Source organism: Pseudomonas sp. B16(2017) (assembly GCF_002113205.1).
In the GTDB taxonomy this organism is placed as follows: domain Bacteria; phylum Pseudomonadota; class Gammaproteobacteria; order Pseudomonadales; family Pseudomonadaceae; genus Aquipseudomonas; species Aquipseudomonas pharyngis.
Genome location: NZ_NEKA01000014.1, coordinates 119,168 through 136,820, shown reverse-complemented (window position 1 = coordinate 136,820; position 17,653 = coordinate 119,168). Strand labels below are relative to the sequence as shown.

The window sequence follows — 17,653 nt, the reverse complement described above, 5'->3', positions numbered from 1 at the left end:
GCCATGTCAGCGGTCGGTCATCTGAAACACGAATACGACAAGGTCAAGCTGCGCCTGCACGGGTTGTTCACGCGCATCGAAATGGCCTGGATGAAGCTCATCAGCGAGCTGGAGCCGCAGGAGTTTCAAGCCATCATCAAGTTGCTCCAGCGCGGTCACGATCAGGCGCAATACGTGCTCAAGCACGGCGAGCTGCCGGACGACGAACCGGCGGTGCCTTGGGAGTTGTCCCACGGCCTGTCGATCCTGCGCATCGGCAATGCGACGCCGTTGCCGCAATCGCCCGATCAACTGCAGACCAAGGTGCTCAAGGACGGCACGCTGCTGGGCTGCCGCAAATGGGAGCTGCTGGATCTGCTGTGGAGCGAGGCGCTGCTGAAGTGGATCGAGAACCTGCGCCATCACGCGACCTTCGGCACCGATCCGGCGCTGGTGACCATGGAGCGCGAGGTGACGCTGGCGATTGCCGGCGACTGGGGCACCGGGCCGTTCAACAGCCATGCGCCGGCGGTGTCGGTAGCCAACCAGATGCAACTGGCCAATGCCGATTTCACCATTCACCTGGGGGATGTCTATTACGCCGGCACCCACTCCCAGGAAGACACCGACATGGCCGGCTGGCCGATGGGCACCCACGGTTCGTTCACCCTCAACTCCAATCACGAGATGTACAGCGGCGCCCATGGTTATTTCAAGGAACTGGCCGCGCGTTTTCCGGGGCAGCAGGGCACCAGCTACTTTGCCCTGATCAATGACGACTGGCTGATTGTCGGTCTGGACACGGCGTACGCCTCGGATGTCATGAACCTGTACATGGACGGCACACTCAACAAACCGCAGATCGAGTGGATGAAAAGCCTGCCCAAACGCAAGAAACTCATGGTGCTCAGCCACCATCAGGGCTTGGACATCACCGGGCACAACAAGACCGCGCTGTATCAACCGGTGTGCGATGCACTGGGGCGCGAGCCGGATTATTGGTACTGGGGGCATCTGCACAATGGCATCGTCTATGCGCCGCAGGGTGGGCTGCACGCGCGCTGTGCCGGGCATGGAGCGATTCCCTACGGCACCACCAGCGAGCTGAACGGGCATTCGCGGGTGCTGTTTTCGGAGACGCAGGATGCCAACGATCCGGACTATCCGCTGCGGGTGTTGAATGGGTACGCGAAGATCAGGTTGGTGGGGGAGGAGATTTTCGAGGAGTTTATTGGTGAGGATGGCAGTGTGAGGTGGTCATCGAAGTGAGGCGGTGTCTGTAAGGACGCTATCGCGAGCAAGTCGAATCGTCGCACCGCCGCTCCCACAGGGTTCTTCGGTGTACACAAATGTTGTGAGCACCATGAAAACTGTGGGAGCTGGCTTGCCAGCGATGCTTTTTAGCCCTGTACCGGCACGCCTTTGAGGTACGGCGCAGGCTCGGCGCCGAGGTTGCTCAGCATCCGCTCGCTGTACCAGTCCACGAAGTTGACCACGCCGAACTCATAGGTCTTGGAGTACGGGCCCGGCTGGTACGCCGTGGAGTTGATCCCGCGCTGGTTCTCTTCGGCCAGACGACGGTCCTGATCGTTGGTCGCATCCCACACCTGGCGCATGCGTTCGACGTCGTAGTCCACGCCTTCGACGGCATCCTTGTGCACCAGCCACTTGGTGGTGACCATGGTTTCCTGGGCGCTGATCGGCCACACGGTGAACACGATGATGTGGTCGCCCATGCAGTGGTTCCACGAGTGCGGCAGGTGCAGGATGCGCATCGAGCCCAGATCGGGGTTCTTGATCCGGCCCATCAGCTTGGCGCAGCCCTGTTTGCCGTCCATGGTCATCGATACGGTGCCCTTGAGCAGCGGCATGCGCACGATGCGGTTGCGCAGGCCGAAACTGGCGTGGGCGTAAGGGATTTTCTCGGCTTCCCAGGCAGCGGCGGAGGCGGCGACGTGATCCTTGAACGCCTGATCGGCGCGCGGGTCGGTGACGTCGTCCCATTCCAGCAGGGTTTTCAGCAATTCAGGGTGGGAGCCGTTGCAGTGGTAGCACTCGCGGTTGTTTTCCAGCACCAGTTTCCAGTTGGCCTTTTCCATCAAGGTGGTTTGCACCGCCACCTTGGTGTTTTCCATGTCGTACGGTTCCATGTAGTGGTTCAGCGTCGACAGGAAGTCATCGATGGCCGGCGGGTTCTCCGCCAGGCTGATGAAGATGTAGCCGCCGGCAGTCTTCACGTTCACCGGTTTGAGGCCGTACTGCTTCATGTCGAAGTCGGCGCCCATCTCGGTGCCGGCGAACAGCAGGCGGCCGTCCAGCTCATACGTCCACTGGTGGTAATGGCAGACCAGTTTGGCGACCTTGCCCTTGTCGCTGGTGCACAGGCGCGAGCCACGGTGGCGGCAGACGTTGTGGAACGCATGCACCACGCCCTCGGCGCCACGAATGACGATGATCGGGTTCTTGCCAATCTGCAGGGTGATGTAGTTGCCCTTGGCCGGGATTTCGCAGGTCATGCCGGCGATCAACCACTCCTTCTGGAAGATCTCCTGCATGTCGATATCGAACAGGCGCTCGTCACTGTAGAACGGCTGCGGCAGCGAATAGGTGCGCTCACGTTCCTGCAGCATTTGTGCGGTGGCCTTGCGTGCGGGTTCCAGCGGGTCGCCCAGGCTGATTTTTGCGGTGTCCATCGATGTAATCCTCAAGGCCATCTGCGTGGCCGCGAAAGTGGCTGATCGGGTGTGCGGCTAAGGGGTGCTACGCAAGGTGTAAAGAATCTGTTTGTGTTGGGGGCGAGTGTGGGGCCGGCGCAGGCGTGAACCTTATCCATGGGCGACATGGTGCAATCTGTTCCCGACGCGCAACCCCCGGTGGTTGGGGGCTGGTCGCGATAAGTATGTGAATGTCGCGGATAGGTAAACGGGGCGTTCGCGCTATACGCAGAATCGCCACATGAAGGCCGACAGTCGGCCGTGGAGAACAGCATGTCGAACAGCTTCCTGAATCCGGTCACTACCCAGACCTGGGCCAATGGCCGACACATCGTCCGTTGCGTCAAAGTCATCCAGGAAACCTGGGATGTGCGCACCTTCTGCTTCATGGCCGACCAGCCGATCCTGTTCTTCTTCAAGCCCGGGCAGTTCGTGACCCTGGAGCTGGAGATCGAAGGCCAGCCGATCATGCGTTCGTACACCATCTCCAGCTCGCCATCGGTGCCGTACAGCTTTTCGGTGACCATCAAACGCGTGCCGGGGGGCAAGGTCTCCAACTGGCTGCACGACACGCTGCATGAGGGCCAGGAGCTGGCGGTGCACGGGCCGGTCGGACTGTTCAACGCCATCGATTTCCCGAGCCCGAAAGTGCTGTACCTGAGCGGTGGCGTCGGTATCACCCCAGTGATGTCGATGGCGCGCTGGTTCTACGACACCAACGGCAACGTCGACATGACGTTTATCCACAGCGCCCGCTCACCGAAAGACATCATTTACCACCGCGAGCTGGAACACATGGCGTCGCGGATCGACAACTTCAGCCTGCACCTGATCTGCGAAAAGCATGGGCTGGGCGAGCCGTGGGCCGGCTATCGCGGCTACCTCAACCACAAGATGCTGGAACTGATGGTGCCGGACTTCCTCGAGCGCGAAGTCTTCTGCTGCGGCCCGACGCCGTACATGACCGCGGTCAAGCGCCTGCTGGAAAACGCCGGCTATGACATGAAGCGCTATCACGAGGAATCCTTCGGCGCCACGCCGCCGGAAGCCCGCGCGGATGCGGTGGAGCAGGCCGAGCAGGCAGCGGAAGCACCGGAAGTCCCGGCGGCGGATCTGCACCTGGTGGAATTCACTTCTTCAGACAAGAGCATCCGCGTTGCGCCGGGCGAGACCGTGCATGCGGCGGCTGCGAAGGTCGGCCTGATGATCCCGAAAGCCTGCGGCATGGGGATCTGCGGGACGTGCAAGGTACTCAAGCTGGGCGGCGAGGTGGAGATGGATCACAACGGCGGGATCACCGAGGACGACGAGGCGGAGGGGTACATTCTTTCTTGCTGCAGTGTGCCGAAGGGGGATGTTCGTATCGAGTTTTGAGTAGGTTTGCACTTAGGGCGATCTCCTCTTTGAGGAAATCGCCTGGAAAATGCGATTTCAAATCAGTCCGGACATGGCGAGCAAGGCAAAGCCCACGAACGTAAAGCCAAATATTTGCTGGCATTTATTCAGTTTAAGCAAGTCGCGTTTGAGTTTCGGTGGGAAATTCTTAACGTCTCTTGCGCTTACTTTGCCTTGGGAAATATACCGTGAAGGGTTTTTTAGGATGCCAGAAATCTCTCCCAACATATAAATTCGCCCCCCCAAGCCCGCTTGCCATAGCATGAACAGAGACGAGGTGATCGAGCTGTGTTTAAGGCTGGTAAGGATTATTTCTAGTCTTCTTTTGGCGACATAAAGCAAAATTCCATTTACTAATAACAGACCTGTGAAGCTCACTATTGTCATAATTACTATTGGGTTTATTGCGATGTCTTGCATATCTTCTATGTATGCGACTAACCCCAGGCATATCATGATTGCGTAAAAAATGAATACGAGTCTGTATAAGGTAATTAATTTTTTTCTAAGTTTTCGTGGGAAGTTTTCAAAGTCTTTCGCGCAAAGCTTTCCGGTATGAATATAAATCGCAGGACTTCTCATGATGGCGAACACTTCTCCCATCATGTAAATTCTGCCCCAAGGTCCTCCGTGCCAAAGCATTGTTATTTTGCTCGAAATTGAACTGTTTGTTAGGTGGCTTAATATGGTTTCGGTTTTTGTTTTGGCGACATACAACATCACGCCTATCAGCGTAAATATACCGATGAAATCTACAATGCCGATCAACAACAATATTTTCTCTGTAATGCAAAGAATCATTTAGCAGCCTCGTATACTTTCTCCGCGACCTGCTCGCCGCCTTTTTCGCCCAAAGTCCCGCCCGCGTAATTTCCGACTCCTACCAATAGAGCAGCACAAAGGGCAGTACCGAGCCCGCCAGTCGGGAGACCAACTCCTACGCAGATCGTTGAGGCCGTTAAGCTCACGAGCGCGCCGGCAACCATTCCGCCACCCACTCCACCCAAAAAGCTACCGGTCTCCGTGAACTTCACCTTTTCACACGCTTCAATGCTGCCATTTGAGCAAACATCCTGAACCTTCACTGCCGATGCGCTACCTCCCACAGCGGTGCCAATCCAACCTCCATATTTGACATATCGCGATGCCTTGGTGACGGCTTGAATATGAGTGGCATATCCCGGGTTCTGGCCGATGCCGCCAGCCTTTCTCCATCGATGCACCAGGTGCGGATGATCAATGCCGAGGGCTGCTTTGAGGTTCGGGTGATCAGGCAGGCCAATAGTTATTTTGGTGAAGTCGGTGAGTCGGCTATCCAGCTTGTTAAGCAGCTGTGTACGTTGTTTTTTAAACGCTTTTGAGTTCAGGCTGCCATTCGCGTTGAGGGTTTTGGTATGCAAGTTTTCGATTTCTTGAAGCGCGTTTTTTATTCCATCCAGATAATTGGCCGCCATGGCCGTGGTGACGCCTATCACTTTCGATTCAACTGAAAGTGCACTCTGAATAACGCCGTGGTGTTGCGCCATGAAATCAGCTTCTTCCAGCGTCAGCGGCTCCAGCGCCATGCTGACGATGTGCGCGGTTTCCATCAGCAATGATTCTTCATAGGTGCATTGCTGATTGTTCGGGTCGCTCAGGACAATCAGCGTTCCGGCTTTCACCACGTCGTCCAGCTGATTGAGGCTTTTGAATTTGGCGATGACATTCGGATTGGGCGACGGAAACAGTTGCGCCTGCAGTTTCTCGGCGGGCAGGCTTTTGGGCACGATGTAGAACCCAGGCTCCTCCGGTGCCGGCAATTCCTGGGGCCAGTGTTCGCGGGGGAAAAATCGCAAGTCGTTGACTGGATGCACAGATGAGAGCGGGGCTGAGTTCAGGCGCTTCACTCTCAGATTCTGCTGGCGAACGGCCCGTAGTAAACGTTGCGGATCGGGGTTTGCTGCGGCATGTGGAAGCATCGACAAGCGTGGTGTCCTGGCCGCGCCGGTGAGCGTGCCGTGTCTGTTCTGCTGCAGGGCTCGGGACTGGATCAACAGGTTTCGTTGTTCCTGCGCAAGCGCATTGATCCCTTGCTGCGGCGTGAGGCGTCCGTCCGCTACCTCCTCGGTAATTTGCTTGGCGAAGTACGCGACTTGTTGATGGAATTGCACACGTGCAATGCCAAATGCCAGATGACGGTTTCCGATGGTCAGTGCCTGTCCAAGCAGGTTGCCGGCGGCGTCCTGCACATCGCACAGATCATGCTGCCGTGAACTCAACCCGCTTCGCCCCACGAGGTATAGCCAGTGGTGCCTGCAATGTGGTGTACCCAACTGATGCCGCGGTAACGAATGGCCAGTTGTTCTTGAGGCTGGGCATCATTTTGCAGAATCACGTGCGGCACATCCTGCGACAGTTCAGCGAGAACCGCCCCGTCGAGGGTGATCGAATAGAATTTTTCCTGCTGCCCTTGGGGCGAAGTGCGGTAGAGGCTGATCGTGCAGTCCAGTTTTTCGCTGTTCGAATGCGCCTGAGCCAGCAATGGGGAAGATTTGTCGACCGCTTTGGTGATGATGACCGGCCGGTGGACGGGTTTTCCCAGATTGGCGTCGCGGCGCATTTCATGGCTCAGGGCGAACACCATGATTTCATCGGTATGGGCCGTCTGGTATTTGTTGCCGACCGATTCCGGCGTCGAACATCCGGCTGAAATAAGGCCTTGGGTCTTGCCGGTGATGGTCATGTAGGCAGGGTTCGCCATAGTCTGCGCTCCTCGAAAATGGAGTCGGCAGTCTATGGCGAGGCCTGTTTGGTTTATGTAGGCCCTGGCGTAGGTCGTTTCTGAAAATGCTCAGTCGATAAACAGGTCTGTCATCAACTTCGCATCACTCCCCGGCTCAAAGCGGTAATGATCGAACTCGGTCACGCCGCTCTCCCGCAAAATATCCTCATCAATCAACAACCGCCCGGTAATCCGCCGCCCGCTGCTGCTCAAAATCACATGCGCCGCATCCGCCATGATCGCTGGCGTGCGCGCATGCTTGAACGACTCGCGATTGCCCAGCTGAAATTCGATGGCCGCCGTGGCGATCATGGTCTGCGGCCACAGCGAATTCACACTGATCCCGTAGTTGGCGAATTCCTCGCTCATGCCCACCGTCAGCATGCTCATGCCGTACTTGGTCACGGTGTAAGGGCTGTATTGCGCGAACCATTTGCTGGCCAGATTCAGCGGCGGTGACAGGTTGAGAATGTGCCCGGAGGACTTCTTCAGATAGGGCAGGGCGGCCTGGCTGCACAGCAACACCGCGCGGGTGTTGATCTGATGCATCAGGTCGAAACGCTTCAGCTCGATGTGCTGCACACCGGTCAGTTTGATCGCCCCGGCGTTATTCACCAGTGCGTCGATTCCGCCGAAGTGTTCGTTGGCCTGGGCCAGCGCTTGTCGCACTGCGTCTTCATCACGCACATCCAGTTGCAGCGCCAGTGCCTTGCCGCCGGCCGCTTCGACTTCCGCGGCGACGCTATGGATGGTGCCGGGCAACTTGGCGTGCGGCTCGGCGCTCTTGGCCGCGATCACGATATTGGCCCCGTCCTTTGCTGCCCGCAGCGCAATCTCACGCCCGATGCCACGGCTGGCGCCGGTGATGAACAAGGTTTTGCCTTTTAGCGACATGCGCAAGCTCCTGCTTATTGTTATGTGAGCGATGGCTCGACAGACAATGTAGACGATGGAGCTGAAACGGGAGGGAGCCTGATCGTTCCCACGCAGAGCGTGGGAACGATCAGGAGAAGGGGGAGGAAGGGATAAATCAGGCCGACATGACTTCGCGGATGTCGCGCGCCAGTTCGCGTACGCGTTCTTCTTCGGTGTCCCACGAGCACATGAAGCGGGCGCCGCCCTTGCCGATGAAGGTGTAGAAGCGCCAGTTCCTGGCGGTCAGGGCGGCAATCGCCGGTTCCGAGAGTTGCAGGAACACGCCGTTGGCCTGGACCGGGAACATCAGTTCCACGCCCGGGATGTCGCTGACCAGTTCGGCCAGCAGTTGCGCGCAGTGGTTGGCGTGGCGGGCGTATTTGAGCCAGGCGTCGTTTTCCAGGATGCCGACCCACGGCGCCGACAGGAAGCGCATTTTCGAGGCCAGTTGCCCGGCCTGTTTGCAGCGGTAGTCGAAGTCTTCGGCCAGTTTGTGGTTGAAGAACAGGATTGCCTCACCCACCGCCATGCCGTTTTTCGTGCCGCCGAAGCACAGCACGTCGACGCCGGCCTTCCAGGTCAGGTCTGCCGGCGAGCAGCCGAGGAAGGCGCAGGCGTTGGAGAAACGCGCGCCGTCCATGTGCAGGTTCAGGCCCAGCTCCTTGCAGGTGTCGCTGATGGCGCGGACTTCTTCCGGGGTGTAGACGCTGCCGACTTCGGTGGCCTGGGTCAGGGTCACGACGCGCGGTTTCGGGTAGTGGATGTCCTGGCGCTTGAGGGCGACTTCGCGGATCGAGGCCGGGGTGATCTTGCCGTTTTCAGTACCGGCGATCAGCAATTTCGAGCCGTTCGAGAAGAATTCCGGTGCGCCGCATTCGTCGGTTTCGACGTGGGCGGTTTCCGAGCAGATCACGCTGTGGTAACTCTGGCACAGCGATGACAGCGCGAGGGAGTTGGCGGCGGTGCCGTTGAAGGCGAAGAACACTTCGCAGTCGGTCTCGAACAGCTTGCGGAAATCATCCGAGGCGCGGGCTGTCCATTCATCGTCGCCATAGGCGCGCTGGTGGCCGTGGTTGGCCTGTTCCATGGCAGCCCAGGCTTCAGGGCAGATACCGGAATAGTTGTCGCTGGCGAATTGTTGGCTCTTGTCGGTCATGGCCGGCTTCCGTGGTCGGCGCGCTTGTGGCGCTCCGTTGGTCAATGATGGTGCGCACTTTACCGAAGATCATCCGGGGAGCACACGGGATGTCGCTGTCAGAACATTACAGGGATGCGAGCCGATTATGCACCTGAGCCAGCGTGACGGCGCACTCGATCTGCTCAAGTGGCTGGCGTTGCTGAGCATGCTGCTCGATCACCTGCGATATGTCGGGATCAGCGCCGATTGGCTGTATGGGCCGGGACGGCTGGCCTTCCCGTGGTTCTGTCTGGCGATGGCGGCGAACCTGGCACGGGACGGCGCGCGCAAGACCGAATGGCGTTATCTGGGCTGGTTGTTGCTGTTCAGTCTGCTCAGCGAGATTCCCTACCGTTTGTACATTCCAGAGCCCGACACGTTGAACGTGATGCCGACGCTGGCGCTGGGCCTGCTGGTGGCGCGGGGCTGGCAGGATCGAGCGCTGATTTCGCGACTGCTGGGCGTCAGTGCTTTGCTGGTGGCCGCGCTGTTCCCGGAGCGACTGATGTTCGGTTTGTTCGGTGTCCTGCTGCCGCTGGCGATGTTGCTGGTGTTTCGCAAACCCTGGTTTTTCAGCCTGTTGCCGGGCCTGCTGTGTCTGGCCGCTAATCAATGGCGGGTGCTCTACGAATCCGCGCAGTTCGGCAACTTCGTCGCCATCCTCGGGATTGCGACCTGCCTGATCGCGCCACTGCTCGGAATGTTCCTGTTGCGACACGCCACTTGCCTCCACGCGCCACCCATGCGGCGCTGGGCGTATGCGCTCTATCCCGCGCATTTCATGGTTCTTCTGGCCTTGCGCCAGCTGCTTGTTTGAGTCCGTCGCCGCCGCCATGTCGTAAACGCACCTTTGCGTGGCGTCCGTAGGCATTTGACCTCCCTGCGCCGGCCATACCATCGCATCAAAGGGCATTGGCTGAACGCCGTGCCTTACCGAGACGAATGGCGCACAGATGCCGCTGGGAGAGACGCGATGTTCAGCAAGCAAGACCAGATCCAGGGTTACGACGATGCACTGCTGGCGGCGATGAATGCCGAGGAGCAACGTCAGGAAGATCACATCGAGCTGATCGCGTCGGAGAACTACACCAGCAAACGCGTGATGCAAGCGCAAGGCAGCGGCCTGACCAACAAATACGCCGAAGGCTATCCGGGCAAGCGCTACTACGGTGGCTGCGAGCACGTCGACAAGGTCGAAGCCCTGGCCATCGAACGCGCCAAGCAACTGTTCGGCGCCGATTACGCCAACGTCCAGCCGCACTCCGGTTCCTCGGCCAACAGCGCCGTGTACCTGGCGCTGCTGCAAGCGGGCGACACCATTCTCGGCATGAGCCTGGCCCACGGCGGTCACCTGACCCACGGCGCCAAGGTCTCGTCCTCGGGCAAGCTGTACAACGCCGTGCAGTACGGCATCGACACCAAGACCGGTCTGATCGATTACGACGAAGTCGAGCGTCTGGCCGTCGAGTGCAAACCGAAAATGATCGTCGCCGGTTTCTCGGCCTACTCGAAAACCCTCGACTTCCCGCGCTTCCGTCAGATCGCCGACAAGGTCGGTGCGCTGCTGTTCGTCGACATGGCCCACGTCGCCGGTCTGGTGGCTGCCGGTCTGTACCCGAACCCGCTGCCGTACGCCGACGTGGTCACCACCACGACTCACAAGACCCTGCGCGGTCCGCGTGGCGGCCTGATCCTGGCCAAGTCCAACGAAGAAATCGAGAAGAAGCTCAACGCGGCGGTATTCCCCGGCGCCCAGGGCGGCCCGTTGATGCACGTCATCGCCGGTAAAGCCGTGTGCTTCAAAGAAGCGCTGGAGCCAGGCTTCAAGGCCTATCAGCAACAAGTGATCGACAACGCCCAGGCGATGGCGAGCGTATTTATCAAACGTGGCTACGATGTAGTGTCCGGCGGCACCGACAACCACCTGTTCCTGGTCAGCCTGATCCGTCAGGGCCTCACCGGTAAGGACGCCGACGCCGCCCTCGGTCGCGCGCACATCACCGTCAACAAGAACGCCGTACCGAACGACCCGCAGTCGCCGTTCGTGACCTCCGGCCTGCGCATCGGTACCCCGGCGGTGACCACTCGCGGCTTCAAGGTGACCCAGTGCGTGACGCTGGCCGGCTGGATCTGCGACATCCTCGACAACCTCGGCGATGCCGATGTCGAGGCCAACGTCGCCCAGCAGGTTTCGGCCCTGTGCGCTGACTTCCCGGTTTATCGCTGAGCGTTCTGGAGTACATGACTATGCAACGCTATTCGGGCTTCGGCCTCTTCAAACACTCCCTCAGCCACCATGAAAACTGGCAGCGCATGTGGCGCACGCCGACCCCGAAAAAGGTCTACGACGTGGTCATCGTCGGCGGCGGCGGGCACGGTCTGGCGACGGCCTACTATCTGGCGAAAGAGCACGGCATCACCAACGTGGCCGTGGTCGAGAAGGGCTGGCTGGGCGGCGGTAACACCGCGCGCAACACCACCATCGTTCGCTCCAACTACCTGTGGGACGAGTCGGCGCACCTGTACGAACACGCGATGAAACTGTGGGAAGGCCTGTCTCAGGACCTGAACTACAACGTGATGTTCTCCCAGCGCGGCGTCTACAACCTGTGCCACACGCTGCAGGACATCCGTGATTCCGAGCGTCGGGTCAGCGCCAACCGCCTCAACGGCGTCGACGGCGAACTGCTCAACGCCAAGCAGGTCGCGGACGAAATTCCGTACCTCGACTGCTCGAAAAACACCCGCTACCCGGTGATGGGCGCGACCGTTCAGCGTCGCGGCGGCGTGGCCCGTCACGATGCCGTGGCCTGGGGCTTTGCCCGTGCCGCCGACGCCCTCGGCGTGGACTTGATCCAGCAGACCGAAGTGATCGGTTTCCGCAAGGAAAACGGCGTGTGCATCGGTGTTGAAACCAACAAGGGCTTCATCGGCGCCAAGCGCGTCGGCGTGGTCACCGCCGGTAACTCCGGGCACATGGCCAAGCTCGCCGGTTTCCGTCTGCCGATCGAGTCCCACCCGTTGCAGGCACTGGTGTCCGAGCCGATCAAACCGATCATCGACAGCGTGATCATGTCCAACGCCGTGCACGGTTACATCAGCCAGTCCGACAAGGGCGACCTGGTGATCGGCGCCGGTATCGACGGCTACAACGGCTACGGCCAGCGCGGTTCGTACCCGGTGATCGAGCACACCATCCAGGCCATCGTCGAGATGTTCCCGGTGCTGTCGCGGGTGCGCATGAACCGTCAGTGGGGCGGCATCGTCGACACCACGCCGGACGCCTGCCCGATCATTTCGAAAACCCCGGTCCCGAACATGTTCTTCAACTGCGGTTGGGGCACCGGTGGCTTCAAGGCCACACCTGGCTCGGGCAACGTGTTTGCCGCAAGCCTGGCCAAGGGTGAAATGCACCCGCTGGCCGCACCTTTCTCCATCGACCGTTTCCACAACGGTGCGTTGATCGACGAACACGGCGCTGCGGCTGTCGCCCACTAACAGGAGAAATCCCCATGTTGCATATCTTCTGTCCTCACTGCGGCGAACTGCGCTCCGAAGAGGAATTCCATGCATCCGGTCAGGCGCATATCCCGCGTCCCCTGGATCCGAACAGCTGCACCGACGAGGAGTGGGGCGATTACATGTTCTTCCGCGACAACCCGCGCGGTCTGCACCACGAGTTGTGGGATCACGTCGCCGGTTGCCGCCAGTACTTCAACGTCACCCGCGACACCGTGACCTACGAAATTCTCGAAACCTACAAGATCGGCACCAAGCCGCAATTCACCGACAAGGCTGACACTGCGAAAACAGCCACGACGGCGCTGGGAGAGAAGGTATGAGCCAGACCAATCGCCTGTCCAACGGTGGACGGATCGACCGCAACAAAGTGCTGAGCTTCACCTTCAACGGCCAGACCTACAAAGGTTTTGAAGGCGACTCGCTGGCCGCCGCCCTGCTGGCCAACGGCGTCGACATCATTGGCCGCAGCTTCAAGTATTCGCGTCCGCGCGGCATCTTTGCCGCCGGTGCCGAAGAGCCGAACGCTGTGCTGCAGATCGGTGCTACCGAAGCCACCCAGATCCCTAACGTGCGCGCCACGCAACAGGCGTTGTACCAGGGCCTGGTCGCCACCAGCACCAACGGCTGGCCGAGCGTCAACAACGACATGATGGGGATTCTTGGCAAGGTCGGCGGCAAGCTGATGCCGCCGGGTTTCTACTACAAAACCTTCATGTACCCGCAATCGTTCTGGATGACTTACGAGAAATACATTCGCAAGGCCGCAGGTCTTGGTCGTTCGCCGACCGAAGTCGATCCGGACACCTACGACTACATGAACCAGCACTGCGACGTGCTGATCGTCGGCGCCGGCCCGGCCGGTCTGGCCGCTGCACTGGCGGCTGCGCGCAGCGGTGCGCGAGTGATCATCGCCGATGAGCAGGAAGAGTTTGGCGGCAGCCTGCTCGATTCCCGCGAAAGCCTCGACGGCAAACCGGCGATGGAATGGGTGGCCGGCGTCATCGCGGAATTGAAGAGTACTCCGGACGTGCTGCTGTTGCCGCGCGCCACGGTCAACGGCTACCACGACCACAACTTCCTGACCATTCATGAACGCCTCACCGATCACCTCGGTGACCGCGCGCCGATCGGCCAGGTGCGTCAGCGCATCCACCGCGTCCGCGCCAAGCGTGTGGTGCTGGCGACCGGCGCTCACGAGCGTCCGCTGGTCTACGGCAACAACGATGTGCCGGGCAACATGCTCGCCGGCGCGGTGTCGACTTACGTGCGCCGTTACGGCGTGGCTCCGGGCAAAAAACTGGTGCTGTCGACCAACAACGATCACGCCTACCGCGTGGCGCTGGATTGGCTCGATGCCAGCCTGCAAGTGGTCGCCATCGCCGACGCCCGCAGCAATCCGCGTGGCGCACTGGTTGAAGAGGCGCGGGCCAAAGGCATTCGCATCCTCACCGGCAGCGCCGTGATCGAAGCCCGTGGCAGCAAGCACGTGACCGCTGCCCGCGTGGCGGCGATCGATGTCAAAGGCCACAAGGTCACCAGCCCGGGCGAATGGCTCGACTGCGACCTGATCGCCAGCTCCGGCGGTTACAGCCCGGTGGTTCACCTGGCGTCGCACCTGGGCGGCAAGCCGATCTGGCGCGAAGACATCCTCGGTTTCGTACCGGGCGAAGCACCGCAGAAACGTGTGTGCGTCGGTGGCATCAATGGTGTCTACGGCCTCGGCGATTCTCTGGCTGACGGTTTTGAAGGCGGCGTGCGCGCTGCGTCCGAAGCCGGTTTCCAGGCCGTTGAAGCCGTGTTGCCGAAAGCCCTGAGCCGTCTCGAAGAACCAACCCTGGCGCTGTTCCAGGTGCCGCACGAGAAGGGCACTTCGCGGGCACCGAAGCAATTCGTCGACCTGCAGAACGACGTGACCGCCGCCGCCATCGAACTGGCGACCCGCGAAGGTTTCGAGTCGGTCGAGCACGTCAAACGCTACACGGCGCTGGGCTTCGGCACCGATCAGGGCAAGCTCGGCAACGTCAACGGCCTGGCGATTGCCGCCCGCTCGCTGAACGTGACCATCCCGCAGATGGGCACCACGATGTTCCGTCCGAACTACACGCCGGTGACGTTTGGCGCGGTAGCCGGCCGTCACTGCGGGCACATCTTTGAACCTGTGCGTTACACCGCACTGCATCAATGGCACCTGAAAAACGGCGCCGAGTTCGAAGACGTCGGCCAGTGGAAACGTCCTTGGTACTTCCCGAAAAACGGCGAAGACATGCATGCGGCCGTCAAACGCGAATGCAAGGCTGTGCGTGACAGCGTCGGTCTGCTGGACGCTTCGACCCTGGGCAAGATCGACATCCAGGGCCCGGACGCCCGCGAGTTCCTCAACCGCGTGTACACCAACGCCTGGACCAAGCTCGACGTGGGCAAGGCCCGTTACGGCCTGATGTGCAAGGAAGACGGCATGGTCTTCGACGACGGGGTGACGGCGTGTCTGGCCGACAACCATTTCGTCATGACCACCACCACCGGCGGCGCGGCTCGCGTCCTGCAGTGGCTGGAGCTGTACCACCAGACCGAATGGCCAGAGATGAAGGTCTACTTCACCTCCGTCACCGACCACTGGGCGACCATGACCCTGTCCGGCCCGAACAGCCGCAAGCTGCTCAGCGCCGTGACCGACATCGACCTGGCCAACGAAGCGTTTCCGTTCATGACCTGGAAAGAAGGTCTGGTCGGCGGTGTGCCGGCGCGGGTGTTCCGTATCTCGTTTACCGGTGAGCTGTCGTACGAAGTCAACGTTCAGGCCGATTACGCGATGGGCGTGCTGGAAAAAATCGTCGAGGCGGGCAAACAGTACAACCTGACGCCGTACGGCACCGAGACCATGCACGTTCTGCGGGCCGAGAAGGGCTTCATCATCGTCGGCCAGGACACCGACGGCTCGATGACCCCGGACGACCTGAACATGGGCTGGTGCGTCGGCCGCACCAAACCGTTCTCGTGGATCGGCCAGCGCGGCATGAACCGTGAAGACTGCGTGCGTGACCAGCGTAAACAGCTGGTGGGCCTGAAGCCGATCGATCCGAACGTCTGGCTGCCGGAAGGTGCACAGCTGGTGTTCAACACCAAGCAGTCGATCCCGATGACCATGGTCGGCCACGTGACCTCCAGTTACGCGCACAACTCCCTCGGCTATTCGTTTGCCATGGGCGTGGTGAAGGGCGGTCTCAAGCGCATGGGCGAGCGGGTGTTCGCACCGCTGGCGGATGGCAGCGTGATCGAGGCGGAAATCGTTTCTTCGGTGTTCTTCGATCCGAAAGGCGATCGCCAGAACATCTAGTGGCTTCAGGACTTGTGAGTGGGCAATGACACCGAGTCGGCCCATTCGCGAGCAAGCCCGCTCCCACAGGGGAATGCGGTCGAATGTGGGAGCGGCGGTGCGACGTTCGCCTTGCTCGCGAAGGCGGCGGTACAGCCACCACAAGGGCCGTAATCAACAGAATTCAGGAAGGTGTTTTATGACCGCAGCCAACGTTTACCAACAACGCCCGACCACCGGGGCCAAGGCCGAGTCGTCGCTGCACCACGCCGACCTCGCCAGCCTGGTCGGCAAGGGCCGCAAGACCGCCGGTGTGACCGTGCGCGAGAAAAAACTCCTCGGTCACCTGACCATTCGTGGCGACGGCCACGATGCCGCGTTCGCTGCCGGCGTGCACAAGGCCCTGGGCATCGAGTTGCCGGGCGCCCTGAGCGTCATCGTCAAAGGCGAAACCAGCCTGCAATGGATGGGACCGGATGAGTGGCTGCTGATCGTGCCGAGCGGTGAAGAGTTCGCCGCCGAGCAGAAACTGCGCGAAGCGCTGGGCGATCTGCACATCGCCATCGTCAACGTCAGCGGCGGCCAGCAAGTGCTCGAATTGAGCGGCCCGAACGTGCGTCAGGTGCTGATGAAATCCACCAGCTACGACGTGCACCCGAACAACTTCCCGGTCGGCAAGGCGGTCGGCACGGTGTTCGCCAAGTCGCAGCTGATGATCCGCCACACCGCCGAAGACACCTGGGAACTGCTGATCCGTCGCAGCTTCTCGGATTACTGGTGGTTGTGGTTGCAGGATGCGTCCGCCGAATACGGCCTGAGCGTTCAGGCCTGATCAGGAGAAAACGATGAGCCGCGCCCCGGATACATGGATTCTGACCGCCGACTGCCCCAGCGTTCTCGGCACCGTGGACGCGGTGACGCGTTTTCTGTTCGAGCAGGGCTGTTATGTCACTGAACACCATTCGTTCGATGATCGGCTCTCGGGCCGGTTCTTCATTCGGGTGGAGTTCCGTCAGCCCGACGGTTTCGACGAGCAATCCTTCCGCGCCGGCCTCGCCGAACGCGGTCAGGCGTTCGGCATGATCTTCGAGCTGACTGCGCCGAACTACCGGCCAAAAGTGGTGATCATGGTCTCCAAGGCCGATCACTGCCTCAACGACTTGCTCTACCGCCAGCGCATCGGCCAGTTGTCGATGGACGTGGCGGCGGTGGTGTCGAACCACCCGGACCTCAAGCCGCTGGCCGACTGGCACCAGATTCCCTACTACCATTTCCCCCTCGATCCCAACGACAAACCGGCCCAGGAGCGGCAGGTGTGGCAGGTGATCGAGGAGGCCGGCGCCGAACTGGTGATCCTCGCCCGTTACATGCAGGTGCTGTCGCCGGAGCTGTGCCGCAAGCTCGATGGCAAGGCGATCAACATTCACCACTCGCTGCTGCCGGGCTTCAAGGGTGCCAAGCCGTATCACCAGGCCTACAACAAGGGCGTGAAGCTGGTGGGCGCAACCGCGCACTACATCAACAATGACCTCGACGAGGGGCCAATCATCGCCCAGGGCGTCGAGGCGGTGGATCACAGTCATTACCCCGAAGACCTGATCGCCAAGGGCCGCGACATCGAAGGCCTGACCCTGGCCCGGGCTGTTGGGTATCACATTGAAAGAAGGGTTTTTTTGAACGCCAACAGAACCGTCGTTCTTTAGATCGCCATCGCGAGCAGGCTCGCTCCCACACGGGATTTTTGGTGTGAGCAAGATGGCATGCACCCAAGAGAGCCAATGTGGGAGCGGGCTTGCCCGCGAAGGGGTCATAACTGACAACGCAAAACCAACAAGCAATAACCCGAGCATTTACGCGCTGCCTGCCTGGGCGGCGCG

Annotated in this window: 15 protein-coding genes; 9 read left to right on the top strand and 6 right to left on the bottom strand. The window is 60.3% G+C overall.

What is annotated here, in order from left to right; genetic code table 11:
• Positions 1–3 precede the first annotated feature (3 nt).
• The gene (locus CAG25_RS22435) at positions 4–1,248 is read left to right on the top strand and encodes a metallophosphoesterase (RefSeq protein ID WP_085612983.1); all 1,245 of its coding nucleotides are present in this window, start codon (positions 4–6) and stop codon (positions 1,246–1,248) included.
• 131 nt (positions 1,249–1,379) lie between these two features.
• On the opposite strand, the gene gbcA is transcribed toward CAG25_RS22435, so the two are convergent.
• The gene (gene gbcA / locus CAG25_RS22430; protein WP_039768012.1) at positions 1,380–2,672 is read right to left on the bottom strand and encodes a glycine-betaine demethylase subunit GbcA; all 1,293 of its coding nucleotides are present in this window, start codon (positions 2,670–2,672) and stop codon (positions 1,380–1,382) included.
• A 294-nt stretch (positions 2,673–2,966) separates the two neighbouring features.
• On the opposite strand from gbcA, the gene gbcB reads away from it, so the two are divergent.
• Positions 2,967–4,067, top strand: coding sequence for a glycine-betaine demethylase subunit GbcB (gene gbcB, locus CAG25_RS22420; RefSeq protein ID WP_085612982.1), 1,101 nt, complete (start codon positions 2,967–2,969; stop codon positions 4,065–4,067).
• Positions 4,068–4,124: 57 nt separating this feature from the next.
• On the opposite strand, the gene CAG25_RS22415 is transcribed toward gbcB, so the two are convergent.
• The 5 genes from CAG25_RS22415 to CAG25_RS22395 all read right to left on the bottom strand — a co-directional run bounded on the left by CAG25_RS22415 (position 4,125) and on the right by CAG25_RS22395 (position 8,920).
• A complete protein-coding gene (locus CAG25_RS22415) occupies positions 4,125–4,889 on the bottom strand; it encodes a hypothetical protein (protein WP_085612981.1) in 765 nt (254 codons plus the stop codon).
• Positions 4,886–6,346 (bottom strand): hypothetical protein, encoded by a 1,461-nt coding sequence (locus CAG25_RS22410; protein WP_085613002.1) that lies wholly within the window; start codon positions 6,344–6,346, stop codon positions 4,886–4,888. Before CAG25_RS22410 ends, CAG25_RS22415 begins: the two co-directional genes overlap by 4 nt.
• On the bottom strand, positions 6,343–6,828 hold the full coding sequence (locus tag CAG25_RS22405; protein ID WP_085612980.1) for an Hcp family type VI secretion system effector: 486 nt from the start codon (positions 6,826–6,828) through the stop codon (positions 6,343–6,345). The genes CAG25_RS22410 and CAG25_RS22405 overlap by 4 nt, the downstream gene beginning before the upstream one ends.
• 90 nt (positions 6,829–6,918) lie before the next feature.
• Positions 6,919–7,743 carry an NAD(P)-dependent oxidoreductase gene (locus tag CAG25_RS22400; RefSeq protein WP_085612979.1) on the bottom strand — a complete coding sequence of 275 codons (825 nt, stop codon included), beginning with the start codon at positions 7,741–7,743 and terminating at the stop codon, positions 6,919–6,921.
• 136 nt (positions 7,744–7,879) lie between these two features.
• The gene (locus tag CAG25_RS22395) at positions 7,880–8,920 is read right to left on the bottom strand and encodes a low specificity L-threonine aldolase (RefSeq protein WP_039768015.1); all 1,041 of its coding nucleotides are present in this window, start codon (positions 8,918–8,920) and stop codon (positions 7,880–7,882) included.
• A 127-nt stretch (positions 8,921–9,047) separates the two neighbouring features.
• Between CAG25_RS22395 and CAG25_RS22390 the strand changes: the two genes are divergently transcribed.
• The 7 genes from CAG25_RS22390 (at position 9,048) to purU (ending at position 17,479) form a co-directional block, all read left to right on the top strand.
• Positions 9,048–9,758: a TraX family protein gene (locus CAG25_RS22390; protein ID WP_085612978.1), complete on the top strand. Its 711-nt coding sequence runs from the start codon at positions 9,048–9,050 to the stop codon at positions 9,756–9,758.
• Between the two features lie 156 nt (positions 9,759–9,914).
• Complete coding sequence (gene glyA / locus CAG25_RS22385; protein WP_064599942.1) at positions 9,915–11,168, top strand: serine hydroxymethyltransferase; 1,254 nt, start codon at positions 9,915–9,917, stop codon at positions 11,166–11,168.
• A gap of 20 nt (positions 11,169–11,188) precedes the next feature.
• Entirely contained in the window at positions 11,189–12,439 is a 1,251-nt protein-coding gene (locus CAG25_RS22380; RefSeq protein WP_003206307.1) for a sarcosine oxidase subunit beta, read from the top strand.
• A 14-nt stretch (positions 12,440–12,453) separates the two neighbouring features.
• Positions 12,454–12,783: a sarcosine oxidase subunit delta gene (locus CAG25_RS22375; RefSeq protein WP_011336273.1), complete on the top strand. Its 330-nt coding sequence runs from the start codon at positions 12,454–12,456 to the stop codon at positions 12,781–12,783.
• Positions 12,780–15,797 (top strand): sarcosine oxidase subunit alpha, encoded by a 3,018-nt coding sequence (locus CAG25_RS22370; protein WP_039768017.1) that lies wholly within the window; start codon positions 12,780–12,782, stop codon positions 15,795–15,797. Before CAG25_RS22375 ends, CAG25_RS22370 begins: the two co-directional genes overlap by 4 nt.
• Before the next feature lie 178 nt (positions 15,798–15,975).
• The gene (locus tag CAG25_RS22365) at positions 15,976–16,608 is read left to right on the top strand and encodes a sarcosine oxidase subunit gamma (protein WP_064599941.1); all 633 of its coding nucleotides are present in this window, start codon (positions 15,976–15,978) and stop codon (positions 16,606–16,608) included.
• A 13-nt stretch (positions 16,609–16,621) separates the two neighbouring features.
• Complete coding sequence (purU, locus tag CAG25_RS22360; protein WP_007959808.1) at positions 16,622–17,479, top strand: formyltetrahydrofolate deformylase; 858 nt, start codon at positions 16,622–16,624, stop codon at positions 17,477–17,479.
• The last annotated feature ends 174 nt before the right edge of the window (positions 17,480–17,653 follow it).